The organism is Zavarzinia compransoris, from assembly GCF_003173055.1.
Taxonomy (GTDB): domain Bacteria; phylum Pseudomonadota; class Alphaproteobacteria; order Zavarziniales; family Zavarziniaceae; genus Zavarzinia; species Zavarzinia compransoris.
Map to the genome: position 1 here is coordinate 973,016 of NZ_QGLF01000002.1, position 18,161 is coordinate 991,176.

The 18,161-nt window shown below is 70.6% G+C and carries 13 protein-coding genes; 7 read left to right on the forward strand and 6 right to left on the reverse strand.

Annotated elements, in window-relative coordinates; translation table 11 throughout:
• Positions 1-13: 13 nt before the first annotated feature.
• From DKG75_RS23000 to DKG75_RS10395, 4 genes are all read right to left on the reverse strand, one after another.
• On the reverse strand, positions 14-3,052 hold the full coding sequence (locus tag DKG75_RS23000; protein WP_166646365.1) for a coiled-coil domain-containing protein: 3,039 nt from the start codon (positions 3,050-3,052) through the stop codon (positions 14-16).
• Positions 3,053-3,103: 51 nt separating this feature from the next.
• Positions 3,104-4,564: a thioredoxin-like domain-containing protein gene (locus DKG75_RS10385; protein ID WP_109920992.1), complete on the reverse strand. Its 1,461-nt coding sequence runs from the start codon at positions 4,562-4,564 to the stop codon at positions 3,104-3,106.
• Entirely contained in the window at positions 4,561-6,075 is a 1,515-nt protein-coding gene (locus DKG75_RS10390; protein ID WP_109920993.1) for an alkaline phosphatase family protein, read from the reverse strand. Before DKG75_RS10390 ends, DKG75_RS10385 begins: the two co-directional genes overlap by 4 nt.
• Before the next feature lie 70 nt (positions 6,076-6,145).
• A complete protein-coding gene (locus DKG75_RS10395; protein ID WP_109920994.1) occupies positions 6,146-6,919 on the reverse strand; it encodes a ferredoxin--NADP reductase in 774 nt (257 codons plus the stop codon).
• A 281-nt stretch (positions 6,920-7,200) separates the two neighbouring features.
• Here DKG75_RS10395 and DKG75_RS10400 point away from each other — a divergent pair, with 281 nt between their 5' ends.
• The 4 genes from DKG75_RS10400 to DKG75_RS10415 all read left to right on the forward strand — a co-directional run bounded on the left by DKG75_RS10400 (position 7,201) and on the right by DKG75_RS10415 (position 11,305).
• Positions 7,201-7,662 (forward strand): Lrp/AsnC family transcriptional regulator, encoded by a 462-nt coding sequence (locus DKG75_RS10400; protein WP_109920995.1) that lies wholly within the window; start codon positions 7,201-7,203, stop codon positions 7,660-7,662.
• On the forward strand, positions 7,659-8,318 hold the full coding sequence (locus tag DKG75_RS10405; RefSeq protein WP_109920996.1) for a LysE family translocator: 660 nt from the start codon (positions 7,659-7,661) through the stop codon (positions 8,316-8,318). The genes DKG75_RS10400 and DKG75_RS10405 overlap by 4 nt, the downstream gene beginning before the upstream one ends.
• A gap of 121 nt (positions 8,319-8,439) precedes the next feature.
• Positions 8,440-9,369, forward strand: coding sequence for an alpha/beta fold hydrolase (locus DKG75_RS10410; protein ID WP_170131903.1), 930 nt, complete (start codon positions 8,440-8,442; stop codon positions 9,367-9,369).
• Positions 9,370-9,373: 4 nt separating this feature from the next.
• Positions 9,374-11,305, forward strand: coding sequence for a PAS domain-containing protein (locus DKG75_RS10415; RefSeq protein WP_109920998.1), 1,932 nt, complete (start codon positions 9,374-9,376; stop codon positions 11,303-11,305).
• Between the two features lie 11 nt (positions 11,306-11,316).
• Here DKG75_RS10415 and DKG75_RS10420 read toward each other — a convergent pair whose 3' ends face one another.
• Together DKG75_RS10420 and apbC are read right to left on the reverse strand one after the other, a co-directional pair.
• The gene (locus DKG75_RS10420) at positions 11,317-13,026 is read right to left on the reverse strand and encodes a sensor histidine kinase (protein WP_109920999.1); all 1,710 of its coding nucleotides are present in this window, start codon (positions 13,024-13,026) and stop codon (positions 11,317-11,319) included.
• Between the two features lie 28 nt (positions 13,027-13,054).
• Positions 13,055-14,155, reverse strand: a complete 1,101-nt coding sequence (gene apbC, locus DKG75_RS10425) for an iron-sulfur cluster carrier protein ApbC (protein ID WP_109921000.1) — start codon at positions 14,153-14,155, stop codon at positions 13,055-13,057.
• A 178-nt stretch (positions 14,156-14,333) separates the two neighbouring features.
• On the opposite strand from apbC, the gene hflK reads away from it, so the two are divergent.
• From hflK to DKG75_RS10440, 3 genes are all read left to right on the forward strand, one after another.
• Entirely contained in the window at positions 14,334-15,455 is a 1,122-nt protein-coding gene (gene hflK / locus DKG75_RS10430; RefSeq protein WP_109921001.1) for an FtsH protease activity modulator HflK, read from the forward strand.
• Positions 15,455-16,360, forward strand: a complete 906-nt coding sequence (gene hflC / locus DKG75_RS10435; RefSeq protein WP_109921002.1) for a protease modulator HflC — start codon at positions 15,455-15,457, stop codon at positions 16,358-16,360. Before hflK ends, hflC begins: the two co-directional genes overlap by 1 nt.
• A 196-nt stretch (positions 16,361-16,556) precedes the next feature.
• The gene (locus DKG75_RS10440) at positions 16,557-18,113 is read left to right on the forward strand and encodes a DegQ family serine endoprotease (protein ID WP_109921003.1); all 1,557 of its coding nucleotides are present in this window, start codon (positions 16,557-16,559) and stop codon (positions 18,111-18,113) included.
• Positions 18,114-18,161 lie beyond the last annotated feature (48 nt).

The following is an 18,161-nucleotide window of genomic DNA, read 5'->3' on the forward strand; positions in this document are numbered from 1 at the left end:
CGCCGTCAGGGGCTCAGCGGTCGCGGCCGAGGGCCGCCGACAGCAGCCGGGCCAGCTTGCCGATGTCGGACGACTTCAGGGCCGCGGCCAGCACGTCCTCGTCGTCGATCTCGGACGACAGGCGCATCAATTCGTCGAACTGGCGCAGGAAACGGTCGACATAGGTGCGGAATTCGCCGTCGCCGCGGTATTTCGCGGTGATGCCCTCGTGGCCGTCGCGCGGGCGCTGGCCCAGCAGGCGGCGGGTGAAGACCCCCTTCTCCCCGCCCAGGTAGCGGCGCCACAGATCGTCCGGGATATCGTCGTCGAGGGTGCGGGAAAGGTCGACGGCAAGGCCGTTCAGCCCCTCGACCACGGCGGCGGAAGCCTTGATCGCGGTCGCGCGGCGCTGGCCGCGGTCGGTCTCTTCCAGGGTCTTGCGGCGCAGTTCGATTTCGGCGGCGGTCTCGCCCAGGTGGTCGACCTCGCGCGCCATGGCCTTGACCAATTCGCCCATCAGGTGGCGGGCTTCGTCGGCACGGCCGGTCAGGGACTGGGTCTCGACCGACAGGTTGCGCGCGATCTGGCCGAGCGAACTGGCGGTCTCGTCCGCCAGGGTCTTCAGTTCGGCGCCGCGCCGGGTCGCCATCAGGATCGCGGTTTCCAGCTCGTCGCGGCTGCGGGCCGAGGATTCGACCAGGGCCTGGCGCTCGCTCGCCATGGTGCTGCCCATCTCGCGCAGCTTGGCGATGGCGTCGTTGGCCTGGGCGGCCAGCATCGTATCCTCGCGCTGGAGGGTTTCGATCAGCAGGTTCAGGTTGCCGACCGCGGTCTGGGTCGCGGCATCGAGGCGGGCGGCGAACTGGCCGAGCTGGCGTTCCGCCTCCGCCACCTGGCCCCGGGCCTGGGCGATCCGCTCGTCCACCGCCTCGCCGATGGCGTTGAGCGCCTGGCCGGCCTTGCCCGCCTCGTTGCCCGCCCGTTCGGCCACGCCCTGGATGGCGTCGCCCTGGCGCTGCATGGCGCCGACCGCAAGGTCGATGCGGGCGGTGGCGCGTTCGGCCGCGGCTTCGAGGTCGCGGCCCCGGCGCTCGATCGTGTCGGCCGCCTGTTCCACCCGGCTGCCGGCATGATCGGCGGTGTTCGACAATTCGCGCGCCCGGCCGTCCAGGGCGCTGCTGCTTTCGTGCAGGCGGCGCTCGGCGGCGGCGGCGCTTTCGGCGAGGGCGTCGGCGCGCTGGCGGAAGCCGGTGACCACGGTGGTCAGGCGCTGCACCGCATTGTCGGCGGTGGCGATCACTTCGCTGCCCTGGCGGGCCAGGGTCTTCACGGCATTGTCGATGGTGGCGACGGCGCCCTGGGCCTCGTCGTCGAGATGGGCGGACTGGGAATCGAAGCGGCGCCCGGCCTCGTCGACCATGCCGGCGGCGCGGCTGGCGGCGGTTTCCAGCGTGCGGGCGTGGTCGTCCACGCTCGCCTCCATGGCGCGCAATTCGTCCTTCAGCTTCTCGCCGGCGCGGGCGACCTCGCGGGCGGTTTCGGCGGCGATGCGGCCGGCCTCGCTGCCGCGGGCCTGGGCATCGTCGACCGCGGCGCGCAGCCGGGCCGCCAGGGCGTCGAAGCCGTGGCCGACCTCGGCGATCCGGCTGATCGCATTGTCGGCATTGGTGGCCAGCGCGGTCGCGCTGCTGCGCAGGGCGTCGGTCGCGGCGTGGGAGCGCGAGGCGGCCTCGTTGCCGGCGGTGGCGATTTCCTCGGCCACCTTGCGCAGCTGGTCGCGGGCGGCGCCGGCCTTCTGGGTGGCGCCATGGGTGATTTCGGCGTGTTCGCTGGCGCTGCGGCGCAGGCTTTCGCCCAATTGGGCGAAATCGGTGACGGCGCGGCCCAATTCGCTCTGGGTCGCGGTGACGAGGCCGCGCAGGGTGCGCTCGGTCTGCTGCAATTTGGCCAGGGCGGTATCGGTCGCCTCGCTCACCGCCTGGCCGGCCCGGGTGGTCGAGCCGGCGGCGATGGTGATGGCGGCCTGGCTCGCCTCGGCAAGGTCCTTCAGGCGGGTGCTTTCGGTCGACAGGGCGTCGGTCGCCGTCGACAGGCGGCGGGCGATGCCGCCGGCCGAATCCTCGAGCGCCAGCATGCTGCCCCGGGTCGTCGCCAGGGTCTCGTCCAGGGTGGTGTTGACCTCGGTGATGCGGGCCAGCATGCGCTCGACCGCTTCCGAGCGGCGGTCCTGGGTTTCCAGCGCCTCGTCGGCGGCGGCCGAGACCCGGACGGCGGCATGGTCGATGTCGGCCCCGACCTGGCGCAGGCGGGCGGTGGCGCCATCGGCCTTTTCGGCCGCGGCATCGCCCGCCGCCAGCATGGCGTCGGCCTGGCGCTGCAGGTCGGCGGAGGCGGCGGCCGCGGCGGCGGCGGCCGAGCGGGCACTGTCGGTCAGCCGGCCCAGGCGCTGGTCGAGTTGCTGCTCGATGGCGCTGAGCGCACCGGTCAGCGCGTCCGAGGTCGAGCGGGTGGCGGACGACAGTGCATCCAGGGCGCCGCCGATGGCACTCCGGGTCTCGCGCGCTTCCTGCATCACCCGGCGCAGGTCTTCGGTGCGGGCGGTGATGATGGTGACGAGGTCGCGGGTCGCTTCCCGCGCTTCCAGGGTGGCGAGGCGGATATTGTCGACCTCGACCTTCAGGCGGGTGCTGACCTCGGGATGCAGGGCCGCGGTCTCGGCCGAGGCCGCGAGGTCGAAGGCCCGGGCGGCGGGGCCCGGGCGGCTGCCCAGGGCGCGCAGCACCGCGGCGCGCTGGTCGATCATCAGGGCGACCAGCCAGAGAATGGCGACCGGGCCGAGAACCCCGATCAGCACCGCCGCCAGTTCGTGGGGCGCCAGCGTGCCGAGGGCGGAGAAGCCGACGACATCGCCGAGATAGGTGCCCGCCGCCGCCAGCCAGCCGACCGACAGCGCCAGCACGAAAGCCCAGCCGATCAGGCCGGCCAGGGGCGCATCGGTCGCGACCGGCGCCGGTTCCCGCCCCGCGGGGATTTCGGTCGGCACGGGAAGCTGGGGGTCTGACGGGTTCGACATTGCACTCTCGTCGGGCGAATCAGCCGGAAATCGGATGGTGAAACCTTAGCATCACGAAAGGAATTCTGTGGCCGTGCCGTCACGCGGATCGATCGCCACCAGGCGGTGATGGGCGCGTTCCGCCATCAGGAAGCGCCCGTCGCCGATCGGGGCCAGGCCCCGGGGCTCGCCCGCGGGCAGGCACAGGGGATCGCGGCAGGTCAGATCCAGGGTCGCGAGCGTGCCGGCGGCAAGATCGGCCCGGCGCAAGCCGCCGTTATAGGTATCGGCGACGAGAAGGCGGTCCGCGGCCTCGAAGCAGACCGCTTCCGGGTGCTGCATCAGGCCCTCGGCCAGGGCGCCGTCGCGGTCCCCGAAGTCGAACAGGCCCTGGCCGGCCAAGGTGGTCACCCGGCCGCTCGCGCCGTCGAGCAGGCGCAGGGCGGAGGTTTCGGCATCGACGAAGGCGATCGTGCCGTCCGGCCCGCGGTCGAGGCCGCTCGGCTGCGCCAGCACCGCCTCGGCGCCGATCCCGTCGCGCAGGCCCTCGGCGCCATTGCCGGCGACCGGCCGGACCATGCCCCAGGCAAGGTCATAGGCGAGGATCTGATGGGTGCCGGCATTGGCGATGAAGACTTCCCGCCCGGTGCCGACGACATCCTGGGGCGAGGCGAGGGCGGCCAGCGGGCCGGGCAGGGGCTCGCGCAGCACGGGCCCCCGGCGCCCCAGGCCGGCGACCGTGGTCACGGTCAGCGACGCGATATCGATCCGGCGCAGCAGGTGATTGCCGCTGTCGGCGACCCAGAGCGCGGTCGCATCCGCCCCGACCCCCAGGGGCGTGTCGAAATTGGCGCCGCCCCAGGGCCCGTCGCCCGGGCCGGGCCGGCCGCTGCCGATGCGGGCGACCTCCGCCGCCGCGGCGGCATCGATCAGCACGATCTGGTGGTGGCCGCTGTCGGCGAGCACATGGGTCGCCCGGCCGATCGGCACGGGCAGGCGGCGCAGGCCGGCGGGAAAGCGGAAGCGCCCGCCCGGGGCGATCTCCGCCGGCGGCGCCGGGGGCAGGGGCGCCGGCTCCTGCCCGAGAAGGCCGGCGACCAGGGCGGCGAGGCGCTTCGGGTCCGGCTCGCCGGCGGTCGAATCGACCACCCGGCCCCGGGGATCGATCACCACCAGGGTCGGCCAGGCCTTGACCGCATAGTGATGCCACAGGCGGCGGTCGGCGTCCTGAAGCACCGGGTGGCGGATGTTCAGGCGGGCGATGGCGCTGTCCAGCGTGTCGCGGCGGCGCTCGGCGGGGAATTTCGGGCTGTGGATGCCGATCACCGCGAGGTCGGCGCCGAAACGCGCCTCGAGCGCCGCCAGGACCGGCTGGGTATGGTGGCAGTTGATGCAGCCCGCGGTCCAGAAATCGAGGATGACCACCTTGCCGCGCAGGGTGTCGAGGTCGAGGGGCGCCCCGGCGTTGACCCATGCCGCCCCGGGCACCGCCAGCGCGGGGGCCCGGGTGATGCCGAAGCGCCGCCCGGTCATCGCCGGAAGACCGGGCCCCCGGCGCCCAGGTGCCAATGGCTGAGGCTGCGGTCCATATGGCTCATGCGCCAGGACAGCATCCGGCCGGCATAGTGCAGCACCTCGCCGGCCCGCTCCGGCGCGGCGGCGAGATCGGTGAATTCGCCCGGGTCCGCCTCGCGATCGAAGAACAGCGGCGCAAGGCCGGCGAAATGGACGTATTTCCGCCGCGCGTCGGCGATGACGGCCAGGTTGCTGGTCTCGATCGTCAGGCCCAGGCGTTCCTCGGGGGCCGCCCCCCTTATGTCGCGGAAGTCGTATTCCCAATGGACCGCGTCGCGCCAGTTTGCGGGCGGGCGGCCGCGCAGGAAGGGGACGAGGCTGCGCCCGTCGCAGGCCAGCGGCACGGTCAGGCCCAGCCAGTCGAGGATGGTCGGGGTGATATCGACCGCTTCCGTGAAGTGCCCGACGATGGTGCCGCGGGCGGCATCCGCCGCCGGGGCGGGGTCGCGGACGATCAGGGGGATGTGGAAGCTCTGGTCGAAATAGCCGGATTTGCCCAGCAGCCAATGGTCGCCCAATTGTTCGCCATGGTCGCTGGTGAAGACGATCAGGGTGCGGTCGTACTGCCCGTTCGCCTTCAGCCAGGCGACGATGCGGCCGAACTGCTCGTCCACCTCGGTCATCAGGCCGTAGTAGGTCGCCTTGAACTGGCGCAGCGCCACATCGTCGGCCGGGGCCTGGAAGCCGCTGCGGCCGAGCTGGAAGGCCAGCCAGGGGTGCTGCGCGCCTTCCTGTTCGCGGTCGTCGCGGCGGATGAAGCCGGGCACGCTGTCAGCGTCGTATAGCGTGTTGTAGGGCTCGGGCGCCACCCAGGGCGGATGGGGCCGCAGCCACGACAGATGCACGAACCAGGGCCGCCCGCCCCGGGTTTCCAGATAGTCGAGGACTTCCCCCGCCAGGAAGGCGGTGTTCGACTGTTCGGCGCCATAGACCGGGGGCGGATAGCTGGGCCCCTTGTCGCCGGCGCCCGGATAGCCGGCGACGGGCAGGTAGATGTCCAATTCGTCCCGCGGCGTCGGGAGGCCTTGGGCGCGCAGCCATTTCAGCCAGGCCTGCGGGTCTTCCGGCAGGTAGCAGACGGGGTCGAAGCCCGGCAGGACATTCTCGTAGGTCGCGAGGGCGGGATCGCGCGGGTCGCGGCCCCGGGGATCGAGGCTGGTGTCGGTATAGCCGAACAGGGCGGGGGCATAGCCGAGCGCCCGGGTTTCCAGCGCGACATTGGTGAAGCGGGCGTCGAGCGGCGTGCCGTTGGTGCCCGAGCGGTGGTTCATCAGATACATGCCGGTCAGCAGGCAGGCCCGGCTGGGGCCGCAGGGCGCGGCGCTGGCGAAATGGCGGTGGAACAGCACGCCGTCCGCGGCCAGCCGGTCGAGATGGGGGGTGCGGACCCCATGGCCGAGCCGCCCCAGGCATTCGCCCCGCCACTGGTCGGCGGTGATCAGCAGGATATTGGGGCGGTCTGGGGTCATCGGGCGGGCCTCGCGGTGGCGATGCCCCTGTTCTAATCCAGGGGCGGCGCCGGGGAGAAGCCCGCCAGCATCACTTCTCGACGAAAGCCTTTTCGATGGCGAAATGGCCGGCCTTCGAGAAGCTGGCCTCGCTATAGCCGTTGTCGTTGAAGTATTTCACCATGTCGGCCAGCATTTCCGGGCTGCCGCACAGCATCAGCCGATCGTCTGCCGTCGACAGGGGCGGCAGGCCGATGTCGGCGAACAGCTTGCCCGAGCGGATCAGGTCGGTCAGGCGGCCCTGGTTGCGGAAGGCTTCGCGGGTCACGGTCGGGTAATAGACCAGCTTTTCGCGCACGAAATCGCCGAAGAATTCATTCTCGGCCAATTCCTTCTCGATCAGGTCCTGATAGGCGAGTTCGGCGACCTGGCGGACGCCGTGGACGAGAACGACCTTCTCGTATTTCTCATAGACTTCCGGATCGCGGATGATCGACATGAAGGGCGCGAGCCCGGTCCCGGTCGAGAGCAGGTAGAGCCGCTTGCCCGGCAGCAGGTTGTCCGAGATCAGGGTGCCCGTGGGCTTCCGCCCGACCAGGATGGTGTCGCCGACCTTGATGTGCTGAAGCCGCGAGGTGAGCGGGCCGTCCGGCACCTTGATCGAGAGGAATTCGAGATATTCCTCGTAGTTGGGCGAGACGACGCTATAGGCGCGCAGCAGCGGGCGGCCGTTCACCTCCAGCCCGATCATGGTGAACTGGCCGTTCAGGAAGCGCAGCGACGGATCGCGCGTCGTCGTGAAGGAGAACAGGCGGTCGGTCCAATGGTGGACGCTGAGGACACGCTCCTGGTTCAGATTGCTCATCGGACACTCGCCAATCGGAAAAAACCGCTCGCGCCCGGGGGCCTCGAACGGCGGTGACATGGCATAGCCAGATCCGGCCGCGCCCGCAACTGTCGACGGGGGCGACGAAAGCGCGCGTCGGCCCGGCGCCGGATGGGGATATCGCCGGGAAGGCAGGAAATTTTCCTGCATTCAAAACATCAATTGAAAAAAATTCACGCTCTGTCCAGATTGACGGGATGAAATCCATTTCCCGATGGATATGGCGGAAATCGAAAATTTTTCCGATCGAACGGTGATATATGCTTGATGCAATCGATTATGCGTTAATTGCGCATCTTCAGCGCGATGGCCGGATCGGCGTTGTGGAATTGGGCCAGGCGGTCGGCCTGTCCACCTCGGCGGTGAACGAAAGGGTGCGCAAGCTCCAGGCCCGGGGCGTGATCCGGGCGACGGTCGCGCTGGCCGATCCCCTGGCGCTCGGCCTCGGCATCGCCGCCCTGATCACCGTGACCCTGGCCCCGGGGGGCGACGAGGCGGGTTTCGTCGCCCATGTCGGCGGCGACGACGCGGTGCTGGAATGCCACCATGTCACCGGCGCCGCGAACTATCTGCTGAAGGTGCGGGTCGCCGACGTGGCGGCGCTGGAAGCCCTGCTCACCCGCCTGAAGCGGACGGGGACGGTGGCGCGCAGCGAGACCCAGCTGATCCTGTCGACGGTCAAGGAAACCACCGCCCTGCCGGTGCCGCGGGGGCGGCCATGAACGCTTTCCCCCTCGGCCTTTTCGCCAGCGCCTTCGCGCTCGGCTTTTTCATCGCCATGCCGGTCGGGCCGATCTCCCTGCTGATCCTGCGCCGCACCGTCGCGGGCGGGGTCGCGGTCGGCATCGCCACCGGGCTCGGCGCCGCGACGGCGGACACGCTCTATGCCCTGCTGGCCGCCTTCGGCCTGTCGGCGGTGACCGCCCTTCTGGTCGAACAGGCGGCGCTGCTCGGCCTTGCCGGCGGGCTGATGCTGGTCTGGCTCGGCATCGGCGGCTTTCGCGCCGCGGGCCGGCGGGCGGCCCTGCCCGCCGCCGCGGGCGACGGCGGGGCCCCGGTCCGGGGCATCCTGCCGGCCTTCGTCTCGGCGGTCGGGCTGACGCTGACCAACCCGCTCACCGTCGTCTCCTTCGCCGGGGCCTTTGCCGGGATCGGCCTTGCCGCCGCCGGCGGCATGGCGGCGGCGGCGGCGACCGTGGCCGGCCTCGGCCTTGGTTCCGCGACCTGGCAATTGACCATCGTCGCGGTCGCGGGCGGGGCCCGGCGCGTCCTGGCGCCCCCGGTGCTGGCGGCGATCGACCGGCTGTCGGGCCTCGTGCTCGTCGCTTTCGGCGGGCTCGCCCTGTGGAATGCCTGGGCGATGTTTGGCAGTCGTTAACCCTCGCCGGCTAGGGTGCCTTTGACCCCCACCGCAACGCACCGTGGCCAGTCCGGCGCCGGATGTGTTAAAGCGGGGCCACGAACAGACGGCGACCAAGCCGGCCATGGGGCATACGGGCATGCGTAGAGTGACGATGCTGCTGCTGCTTGTCTTCGTCGGCGCGCCCCTGGCCGCGCTTTTGGCGGCGGGGGTCGCATCCTCTCTTCTCGGGGCGGCGGTGCGGATCCCGGTCGCGGCCCCGCCGGCCGACCTGGCCCTGGCGCCCGTGCGTTTCACCACGCGGGACGGGGTGGAGATCGCCGCCTGGTCGGCGGAGGCGGAGGCACCCAAGGCGACCGTGATCATCGCCCCCGGCTTCGGTTCCAGCCGCGGCGATGCCGCCGGCGGCCTTTACGCCCTGATGCGCGACCTGCTGGGGCGCGACTATTCGGTTCTCGCCCTCGATCTCCGCAATCACGGCGAGTCGGGCGACGGGCCGCGGCTGCTGGCGGGCGGCATCGACGAGGCGGCGGATATCGTCGCCGCCCTCGACTGGATCAAGCGCCGCCACCCGAGCCGCCGCATCGCCGTCTACGGCATCGACCTCGGTGCCGCCGCCGCCCTGGTCGCGGTCGCCGGGGACCCGCGGATCGAAGCCGTGGTCAGCGCCGATCTCTTCGCCCGCGCGGAACCGTTCCTGTCCGGGGTGCTGGTCCGCCGCGCCGCCTGGCCGGCGCTTGCCGCCGATCTCGGCCTCTGGGGCCTGCGTCATCTCCGCGGCGAGCGGCGCGAGCCGACGGACATGGCCGTCCTCGCCGCCCATCTGCCCCCTATGCCCTGGCTGATCGTCCAATCCGCCGCCGATCCCCTGGTGCCGCTGGCCGAGGGGCAGGCCCTGGCCAAGGCGGCACCCTGGGCCGCCTTCTGGGTGGCGCCGGCCCCGGCCCTGGACCATCCGCTGCTCGCCGGCGGCGGCCTGCACGGCCGGGCCCATGAGTTTCACCGCGAGGACTGGATCGAGATCGTCGCATCCTTCCTCGACAGTACTTTCGCCACGATGTTCGGCTGAGATCATGAGTTTCGAGACCAAAAGCGCCGACAGCGTGCAGATCCGCCTGACCACCGGCTTCGACAGCCATATCACCGCCGTCGACGAGGGCTTCGCCGCCCTGACCGGCTGGCCGGCGGGCGAGGCGCTGAACCAGACCATCGCCATCCTGTTCGGGCCGTGGAGCGAGCGCGGCACGGTCGACCGCCTGACCCGCGCCGTCGAACGGGGCGAGACGGTCGAGCCGACGCCGGTCAAGCTCTATGCCTACAGCGGCCAGACCTTCGAGGCCGTGGCCTCGGTCGCCGGCGGCGGGCCGGGGGTCTCGGTCCTCACCTTGCACGGGCCGGCCGGGCTCGGCGCCCCTGTCCCCGCCGCCGCCCAGGGGCCGGCGGAAGTGGCCGAACTGGTGCCGCCGAGCGCGGACCGCCTGCTGCCCGCCCTGGTCGAGGCGATGCGCGATGCCTTCGCCGTCACCGATGAGGAGGGACGCCTGCTGCTCGGCAACGAGCCGCTCGGGCGCATGCTCGGCACCGCGCTCGCCGATCTGGCCGGGCGGCCCCTGGCCGAGGTCATGGACCTGCGCTTCCCGCCGGGCGAGAGCGAAGGGCTGGGGGCCGCGGTGATCCATGCCGCCGGCGCCGCCCACCGCTCCGCCGCGGTCAATACCGCCCGCGGCATCGACCAGCGTGGCCGGCCGTTCCGGGTGCTGACCTTCCGGGCCACGGCCTCGGGCGCCGGCCCGGCGAAGCCGGCCAATCCGCTGCAAACCCGGCTGGAAGTGCTGGAACAGACCCTGGTCCGCCGCATCAGCCAGGAAGGGCGGGCGCTGGCCGTCGGCCTGCTCGAAATCGTCGCCGACGACGAGATCGCGCGCGAACTCGGCTCGGTCTGGGGCGATACGCTGGAACGGGCGCGGCTGGCGGCCGGCGTCGCCGTCGCCGGCGAACTCCGGGCCGGCGAACTCTATGCCGTCCTTCGGGACGATGTGCTGATCGTCCTGCTCCAGGGTTCGGTCACGGTCGAGGAAGCCCAGGGCCGCATGCAGGCGATCGCCCAGGTCTGCCGCCATCGCCTGATCGCCGAGCGCGGCGCCCTGGCCGCGCTCGAAGTGCTGGGCGGGGCGACCATGATCGGCCTCGACCATCCCGCCCTGCGGGGCGGGGCGGGCGAGGGCGCCGTGGCAGAACGGATCGGCGCCGCCATCCGCAACGACCAGGGCAGCGGCTATCAGGTCGAGACCGTGATCGCCGATATCCTGGACGAAGGCCTGGTGGTCACCCATCCGGTGCGCGGCCGCGATCTCGGCCCGGCGCGCCAGACCATCGCCGCGTTCGACGAACGCTCGGGCCGCTGGCTGTCGTGGCTGCGCAAGCGCCACCGCCTCAGCCCCAATCTGGAACGGGAATTCGACGTCGCCCTGCTCGGCCGCGTGGTCGAGCGGCTGCATTCGGGCGAGGAAACCACCGGCGCCCTGCTCGTGCCGCTGAATTGCCAGAGCCTGCAGCACCAGTCGACCTTCGACCGGCTGGGCGCCCTCGTCAACGGCCTGCCCCTTGCCGCCAAGGTGCGCTTCCAGGCCCTGGTCACCGGCGTTCCCCCCGATCTCCAGGGCGAGCGCCTGCTGGTCTTCGTGCGCCGGGTCGCGGCCTTCGGACGCGGGATCTGGCTCGGCCTCGACGGGCTGGACAGCCAGGGCATAATCGGCCGGCAGGAAGGCCTGGCTGGCATCGCCCTCGACCACGCCCGCCTCGCGATCATGATCGAGCGCGAGCCGATGCAGGTGAAGCATTTCATCGAACGCCTGCGCGCCGGCAACCAGCCGGTGCTGGTCCACGGCGTCGAGCGGCCGGAACAGGCCCAGCTGCTGTTCAACACTTTCGGCGTCACCCTGGCGACCGGCCCCGGGGTCGAACGGCTGGCCAACGCGCCGCGCTTCGTGCCGATCGAAACCTGAATTCTCAGGGGTCAGGCGGGCAGGCGCACGGTCGCGACCGTGCCCTGGTCGATGCCGGCGCTGGCGAATTCGACCTTGCCCTTCAGTTGCAGGGCAAGGCCGCGGATCAGGCGCATGCCCAGGCTCTTCGCCTTGTCCGCCGGGTTGCGGCCGTCGGCGAGGCCGGCGCCGTCGTCGGCGATGACGAGGGTGAGGGCGCCGTCCCCGGCCTGCAACGAGATGCGGATGGTGCCGCTGCGCCCGTCGGCGAACCCGTGCTTCAGGGCATTGGTCAGCAATTCGTTGGCGATCAGGGCGAGAGGGACGGCCCGGTCCATCGGCAGGCTGACGCTGGACAGATCGAGTTCGAGGGCGACGCGGCCGCGCGTCGTGCCTTCGCCGGTCAGGCTTTCCCCGATCGAGCGGAGGAAGGCGCCGCAATCGACCGCGGCGAATTCGCCGCCCTGGTAAAGCTGTTCGTGCAGCTGCGCCATGGCGCGGATGCGGCTCACCGTGTCGGTGAAGCCCTGGCGCAGCACCGGATCGCCGTATTGCCCGGCTTGCAGGGACAGAAGGCTGGAGACGATCTGGAGATTGTTCTTGGTCCGGTGGTGCATCTCCTTGAACAGGAGCGTGCGGGAGGCCAGCGCCTCCTCGAGGTCCACGGTGCGGGCGGCCAGCTTGTCCTTGGCCGCGTCCTCGCGCCCGATGGCGCGCAGCCCGAAGGCGGTCAGGCCGCTGATCAAGGCGCCGGCGATCACCAGGAAGATGAAGCTGGAACCGGCATTGCCGCGCCAATCCTGCAAGGCCGCCTCGCGGTCGATGGTGGCGAGCGTGACCAGGGGCAGGCCGGCGATCCGCCGGTAGGCGATGATCGCCGGCGTGCCGTTCACGATCGCCGGCGCCTCGACCGCGCCATCGTCCTTGCCGCTCGACAGATAGGCGTGGAAGAAGGGGGTATAGAGGAAATCGCGCCCGACCATGCCGTCGTTGATCGGCCAGCGCACGACGAGGCGGCCGTCGGTGCGGAACAATTCGAGCGCGGTGGTCGAGGGCACGTGCAGCCCGCCGTGGAACTGGGCGAAATACCGCATGTCGATGGCGGCGAGGACGACGCCGGCGAAGCGCCCGTCGCGCACCAGCCGGCGGCTGACGCTGAAATAGACCGAATCGGTCAGCCGGCTGCGGTTGGCCGGGGTGATGAAGAAGTCGTCGCCGTTCTGATGGGCGACGAAAAAGTCGCGGTCGGCGAAATCGGCCGGCGGCGTCTTGCCCTGGCTGGTCGAATAGACCACCCGGCCCTTGTCGTCGAAGAACCAGATCGAGCCGATCTGCGGCAGCAGCCGGGCCATGCCGATCAGGCGCAGGCGCCGGGTCTCGGTGGCGAAAAGCGCGTTCAGGCCCTCGTCGGCGACCAGTTCGACCGCCTGGCGCAGCACGAGGTCCGAGCCCTTGATCGTCCATTGGAAATGCTCGTCGACGACGCGGGACAGCAGCCGCGCCTCGGCCTGGGCATTGGCCAGCGCGCGGTCGTGGGCGGTCCAGGTCAGCGCCGCCCAGGTGACGAAGCCCGAGACCATCAGCAGGGTGACGATGAACAGCAGGATGGTGCGGGGCTTGCGCCCCGCCTGTTCGAGGTCGTCGACCAGGGCCCGGCCGCGCCGGGCCACGGCGCCCAGGCGGTCGGTCTCCGCCTTTGCCGGTTTCGCGGCATTGCCGCCGACCTCTGGTGAAACGCTCACCCTGCCTGCCTTCCGAATGTCCGGGCGCTCAGCCGATCACGATGCGCGGTGCGGCCCGGCCATGATGGCCCGGCTGCTCCAATCCCGCCAGCACCCGCCGCGCGATCGCCAGATAGGCCCCGGCCTCGGCACTGTCCGGCGCGGCGGCGACGATGGGCCGGCCCGCGTCCGCATGCTCGCGGATCGCGATATGCAGCGGCACTTCGCCGAGGAAGGGCACGCCCAGCCGGTCCGCCGTCTCATGGGCGCCGCCATGGGCGAAGATGTCCGAGCGGCCGTGGCAATGGGGGCAGAGAAAATAGCTCATGTTCTCGACGATGCCGAGCACGGGCACCGCCACCTTCTCGAACATGGCCAGGCCCTTGCGGGCGTCGATCAGGGCGATGTCCTGCGGCGTCGAGACGATCACGGCGCCGGCCAGCGGCGCCCGCTGGCTCAGGGTCAGCTGGGCGTCGCCGGTGCCGGGCGGCAGGTCGATCACCAGGATGTCGAGGGGCGCCCAGGCGACGTCGTTCAGCAATTGGCTAAGCGCGCTCATGACCATGGGGCCGCGCCAGATCACCGCCTGGTCTTCCGGCACCATCAGGCCGATCGACATGGCCTTGAGGCCGAAAGCCTCGAGCGGGATCAGCTTCTTGTCCTGAGTGGTGCGCGGCCGCTCGGTCAGGCCCAGCATGCGCGGGATCGACGGGCCGTAGATATCGGCATCGAGCAGGCCGACCTTCAGCCCCAGGCGCTGAAGGCCGAGGGCGAGATTGACCGCCGTCGTCGATTTGCCGACCCCGCCCTTGCCGCTGGCGACCGCGATCACCTTGCCGACGCCGGGCAGGGCCAGCGGCTTGGCCGCCGTGTCGGGCCGGGGCGGGGCCGGGGGGGCTGCGCGATGCGCGGTCAGCACGGCGGTGACCGAGAGGACGCCGGGCAGCGCCATCACCGCGCGCTCGCAGGCGGCGCGGAGCGGCTCGCGCGCCGCGGCCTTGGCGGGGTCGATCTCGATCGAGAAGGCGACATGGCCGTCGCGTAGCACAAGGCCGCTGATCAGCCCCGCCGCGACCACATCCTTGCCGCTGTCCGGGTCCGAAATGCGGGCAAGGGTGGCTATAACCTCGTCGCGTGTTGCCGTCGTCATTGCCTTCGTCCTTGAAATACCCGGCTTTTCGCCCACATTGCGAAGGGCGAAGGATGGGGGGCGGCGGAATCGGCCGATCCGGCGACCCCCGCCGCATGTTCATTGGGATATAGCGCATCGCCGTCCGGTCCCCAACACCCCGGACGCCGCGCTGTGCAAGGTGGGAGATCCAGACAGCATGCCATGGCAGAACAATGGCGGCCCGTGGGGTGGCGGCGGCAACAATGGCGGCGGCGGCAATCGCGGCCCCTGGGGCCAGGGCCCGCGCGGGCCGGGCGGCGGCGGCCAGCCGCCGAATCTCGAGGATCTGCTGCGGCGGGGCCAGGATCGGTTCAAGGACATCATGCCGGGCGGCGGCTGGGGCAAGCGGGGCATCCTGCTCGGCGGCCTCGTGCTCGCCTTCGTCTGGGGCATCACCGGCTTCTACCGGGTGGAGCCGGACGAACTGGGCATGGTCACCCGCTTCGGCAAATGGGTCGAGACCACGCCGCCGGGCCTGCATTATCACCTGCCCGCCCCGATCGAGAGCGTGGCCACGCTGTCCGTCACCACCCAGCGCCGGGTCGACGTCGGCCTGACCACCAATGACGGCGTCCGCGGCCTGCGCCGCGAGAATCCGGACGAAAGCCTGATCCTGACCGGTGACGAGAATATCGCCGACGTCGCCTTCTCGGTCTTCTGGGTGATCGACGATGCGAGCCGCTATCTCTTCAACGTCCAGGATCCCGATACCACCGTCCGCGCCGTGGCCATTTCCGCCATGCGCGAGGTGATCGGCCGTTCCCGCCTCCAGGAGGCGCAGACCGAGGGCCGCGAGAAGATCGCCCGCGAGGCGCGCGACCTGATCCAGAGCGTGCTGACCGCCTATGGCGCCGGCGTCCAGGTGACCCAGCTCCAGCTGCACCGGGTCGACCCGCCGGGCGCCGTGATCGAAGCCTATCGCGACGTCCAGGCCGCCCGCGCCAACCAGGAACAGTACCGCAACGAGGCGGAAGCCTATTACAACGACAAGGTGCCCCAGGCCCGCGGCCTGGCGGAAAAGATCCTGCAGGAGGCCGAGGGCTATCGCCAGCAGGTGGTGGCCGACGCCCAGGGCCAGGCGGCCCGCTTCCTCTCGGTCCTGACCGCCTATAACGCGTCGAAGGACGTCACCATGCAGCGGATCTACATCGAGACGATGGAAGGCATCCTGCGCAACATGAACAAGATCCTGATCGACGGCGGCAGCGGCACCCAGGGCGTGCTGCCCTATCTGCCGCTGCCGGAACTCGGCCGCGCGCCCGGGACGGGAGGCCAGTAATGAACCGCCTTGCCATTGCCCTCGTCGCCGTCGTCGGCCTCGTCATCGTCGGCCTGTCGTCGGTCTTCACCGTATCGATGACCCAGCAGGCCATCGTCCTTCAGTTCGGCGACCCGAAGCGCGTGGTCGCGGAGCCCGGCCTGCACTTCAAGATCCCGTTCTTCCAGAACGTGATCTTCATCGACAAGCGCGTGCTGCTGGTCGATGCCCCGGCCGAGGAACTGATCGCCGCCGACCAGAAGCGCGTCGTCATCGACGCCTTCGCCCGCTGGCGCATTATCGATCCCCTGCGCTACTACCAGCGCCTGCGGACCGAGGATCTGGCCCGCCGGCAGCTTTCGACCTTCATCTCCTCGACGCTGCGCGACGTCGTCGGCCGCGAGCCGCTGACCGCCCTGCTGATCGACCCGCGCGAGACCGCGGGCGGCGGCCGGCGGGCCGAACTGATGCGCCGCATCAGCCAGCTGGTGAACGAAAAGGCCAAGGAGAACGGCATCGAGATCGTCGACGTCCGCATCCGCCGCGCCGACCTGCCGGACGCCAACAGCCAGGCCATCTTCCAGCGCATGCGCACCGAGCGCGACCAGGAAGCCAAGCTGATCCGCGCCACCGGCCAGGAGGCGGCGCAGAAGCGCCGCGCCGAAGCCGACCGCGAGGCGACCGTCATCCTGGCCAACGCCAAGCGCGACAGCGAAATCAAGCGCGGCGAAGGCGACGGCGAGGCGATCAAGATCTTCGCCGACGCCTTCGGCAAGGATCCGGTCTTCTTCGCCTTCTACCGCTCGATGCAGGCCTATCGCGAGGCCCTGAGCGACAAGAGCACCACCATGGTGCTGTCGCCGGACAGCGATTTCTTCCGCTTCCTCGACAATGTTGCGGGCGCGGCGGGCACGCCGGCGAAGTAAAGCGGCACGCGGCCGGCGGCGGAGATTTTCTCCGCCGCTGTGCCCCGGCAGCCACAATGCCTCCACAATCACTGCCTAAACCGCGAATGGCGGATGATCCCCCGGGGTGCCACCGGGCGCGGCCGTCCTCGAATCGATTGCGGGATTTGTCGCGGCATCCAATCCTTGCTGCCGCACTTCATGGAGCCGTCAGGTGATGGATCTCAATCAGCATGGGGACCGCTCGGTCCGGGCCCCGTATCAAGCCCGGGCCTCCTATCGGGCCGTCGCCCGCGCCGGGCACGAGGCGGCCCTGCCCCGCCGCCTGTTCGTCGTCTTCACCGCCTTGCTGCTGCTCGCGGTCATGCTGGGCAGCCGGATCGCCGAAGCGCGGGGCGCGCCCGATTCCTTCGCCGACCTGGCCGAGAAACTGTCGCCGGCGGTGGTCAATATCTCGACCACCCAGACGGTGACCGGCGGCGGCGACGAGGAGGGCGAGGTCCCGATGCCGCAGTTCCCGCCCGGCTCTCCCTTCGAGGAATTCTTCAAGGACTTCCTGGAACGCCAGGGCCGCGGCAATGCCGAACCGCGCAAGGTCACCTCGCTCGGCTCGGGCTTCGTCATCGATCCTTCGGGCGTCATCGTCACCAACAACCATGTGATCCAGGACGCCGAGGAAATCACCGTGACGCTTTCGGACGGCACCAAGCTGCCGGCGGAACTGCGCGGCAAGGATCCGAAGACCGATGTCGCCGTCCTGGTGGTGAAGCCGTCGAAGCCTCTGCCCTTCGTCAATTTCGGCGACAGCGACAAGGCCCGCGTCGGCGACTGGGTGCTGGCGATCGGCAATCCCTTCGGCCTCGGCGGCTCGGTTTCGGCCGGCATCATCTCGGCCCGCAACCGCGACATCAACGCCGGCCCCTATGACGATTTCATCCAGACCGACGCCGCCATCAACCGCGGCAATTCGGGCGGCCCGCTGTTCAACATGGACGGCGAGGTGATCGGCATCAACACGGCCATCTATTCGCCCTCGGGCGGCTCGGTCGGCATCGGCTTCTCGGTGCCGTCGGCGCTGGCCCGCCAGGTCGTCGCCCAGCTCCGCGAATTCGGCGAGACCCGCCGCGGCTGGCTCGGCGTCCGGATCCAGACCGTGACCGACGAGATCGCCGAAAGCCTGACCCTCGACAAGGCGCGCGGCGCCCTCGTCGCCGGTGTCGACGAGAAGGGCCCGGCGGCCGAGGCCGGCATCCAGGCCGGCGACGTCATCCTCACCTTCGACGGCAAGCCGGTCACCGACATGCGCAGCCTGCCCCGCGTCGTCGCCGAAACCCGGATCGGTGCGACGGTGCCGGTCACGGTCTGGCGCGACGGCAAGGAAAAGGGCCTTCAGGTCAAGGTCGGCCAGCTCGACGAGAAGGTCGCCGACGCCTCGGCGAATTCGGGCAACCGCGGCGGCAGCAATCCCGGCCGGGTCCAGGTCGTGCTCGGCATGAGCCTGTCGCCCGTGACCGCCGACCTGCGAACCCGCCATTCGATCCCGGAAGACGTCAAGGGTGTCGTCGTCACCGAAGTGGCGGGCAGCAGCTTCGCCGCCGAGAAGGGCGTGCGCCCGGGCGACGTGATCCTTGAAGTGGCGCAGTCGAAGGTCGAGAGCCCGGCCCAGATCGCCGATAAGGTGAAGGCGGAAAAGGAGGCCGGCAAGAAATCCGTGCTGTTCCTGATTTCGCGCGCCGGCGATCTCAGCTTCGTCGCGCTTCGCGTCGACAAGTAAGGGCAAGCCCCGGACCAGGAACCCGGCCGCGGCGACGCGGCCGGGTTT

Coding starts and splice junctions, on each gene's coding strand:
- DKG75_RS23000 (WP_166646365.1), bottom strand. CDS start 3,052: ATGTCGAACCCGTCAGACCCCCAGCTTCCCGTGCCGACCGAAATCCCC.
- DKG75_RS10385 (WP_109920992.1), bottom strand. CDS start 4,564: ATGACCGGGCGGCGCTTCGGCATCACCCGGGCCCCCGCGCTGGCGGTG.
- DKG75_RS10390 (WP_109920993.1), bottom strand. CDS start 6,075: ATGACCCCAGACCGCCCCAATATCCTGCTGATCACCGCCGACCAGTGG.
- DKG75_RS10395 (WP_109920994.1), bottom strand. CDS start 6,919: ATGAGCAATCTGAACCAGGAGCGTGTCCTCAGCGTCCACCATTGGACC.
- DKG75_RS10400 (WP_109920995.1), top strand. CDS start 7,201: ATGCTTGATGCAATCGATTATGCGTTAATTGCGCATCTTCAGCGCGAT.
- DKG75_RS10405 (WP_109920996.1), top strand. CDS start 7,659: ATGAACGCTTTCCCCCTCGGCCTTTTCGCCAGCGCCTTCGCGCTCGGC.
- DKG75_RS10410 (WP_170131903.1), top strand. CDS start 8,440: ATGCGTAGAGTGACGATGCTGCTGCTGCTTGTCTTCGTCGGCGCGCCC.
- DKG75_RS10415 (WP_109920998.1), top strand. CDS start 9,374: ATGAGTTTCGAGACCAAAAGCGCCGACAGCGTGCAGATCCGCCTGACC.
- apbC (WP_109921000.1), bottom strand. CDS start 14,155: ATGACGACGGCAACACGCGACGAGGTTATAGCCACCCTTGCCCGCATT.
- hflK (WP_109921001.1), top strand. CDS start 14,334: ATGCCATGGCAGAACAATGGCGGCCCGTGGGGTGGCGGCGGCAACAAT.
- hflC (WP_109921002.1), top strand. CDS start 15,455: ATGAACCGCCTTGCCATTGCCCTCGTCGCCGTCGTCGGCCTCGTCATC.
- DKG75_RS10440 (WP_109921003.1), top strand. CDS start 16,557: ATGGATCTCAATCAGCATGGGGACCGCTCGGTCCGGGCCCCGTATCAA.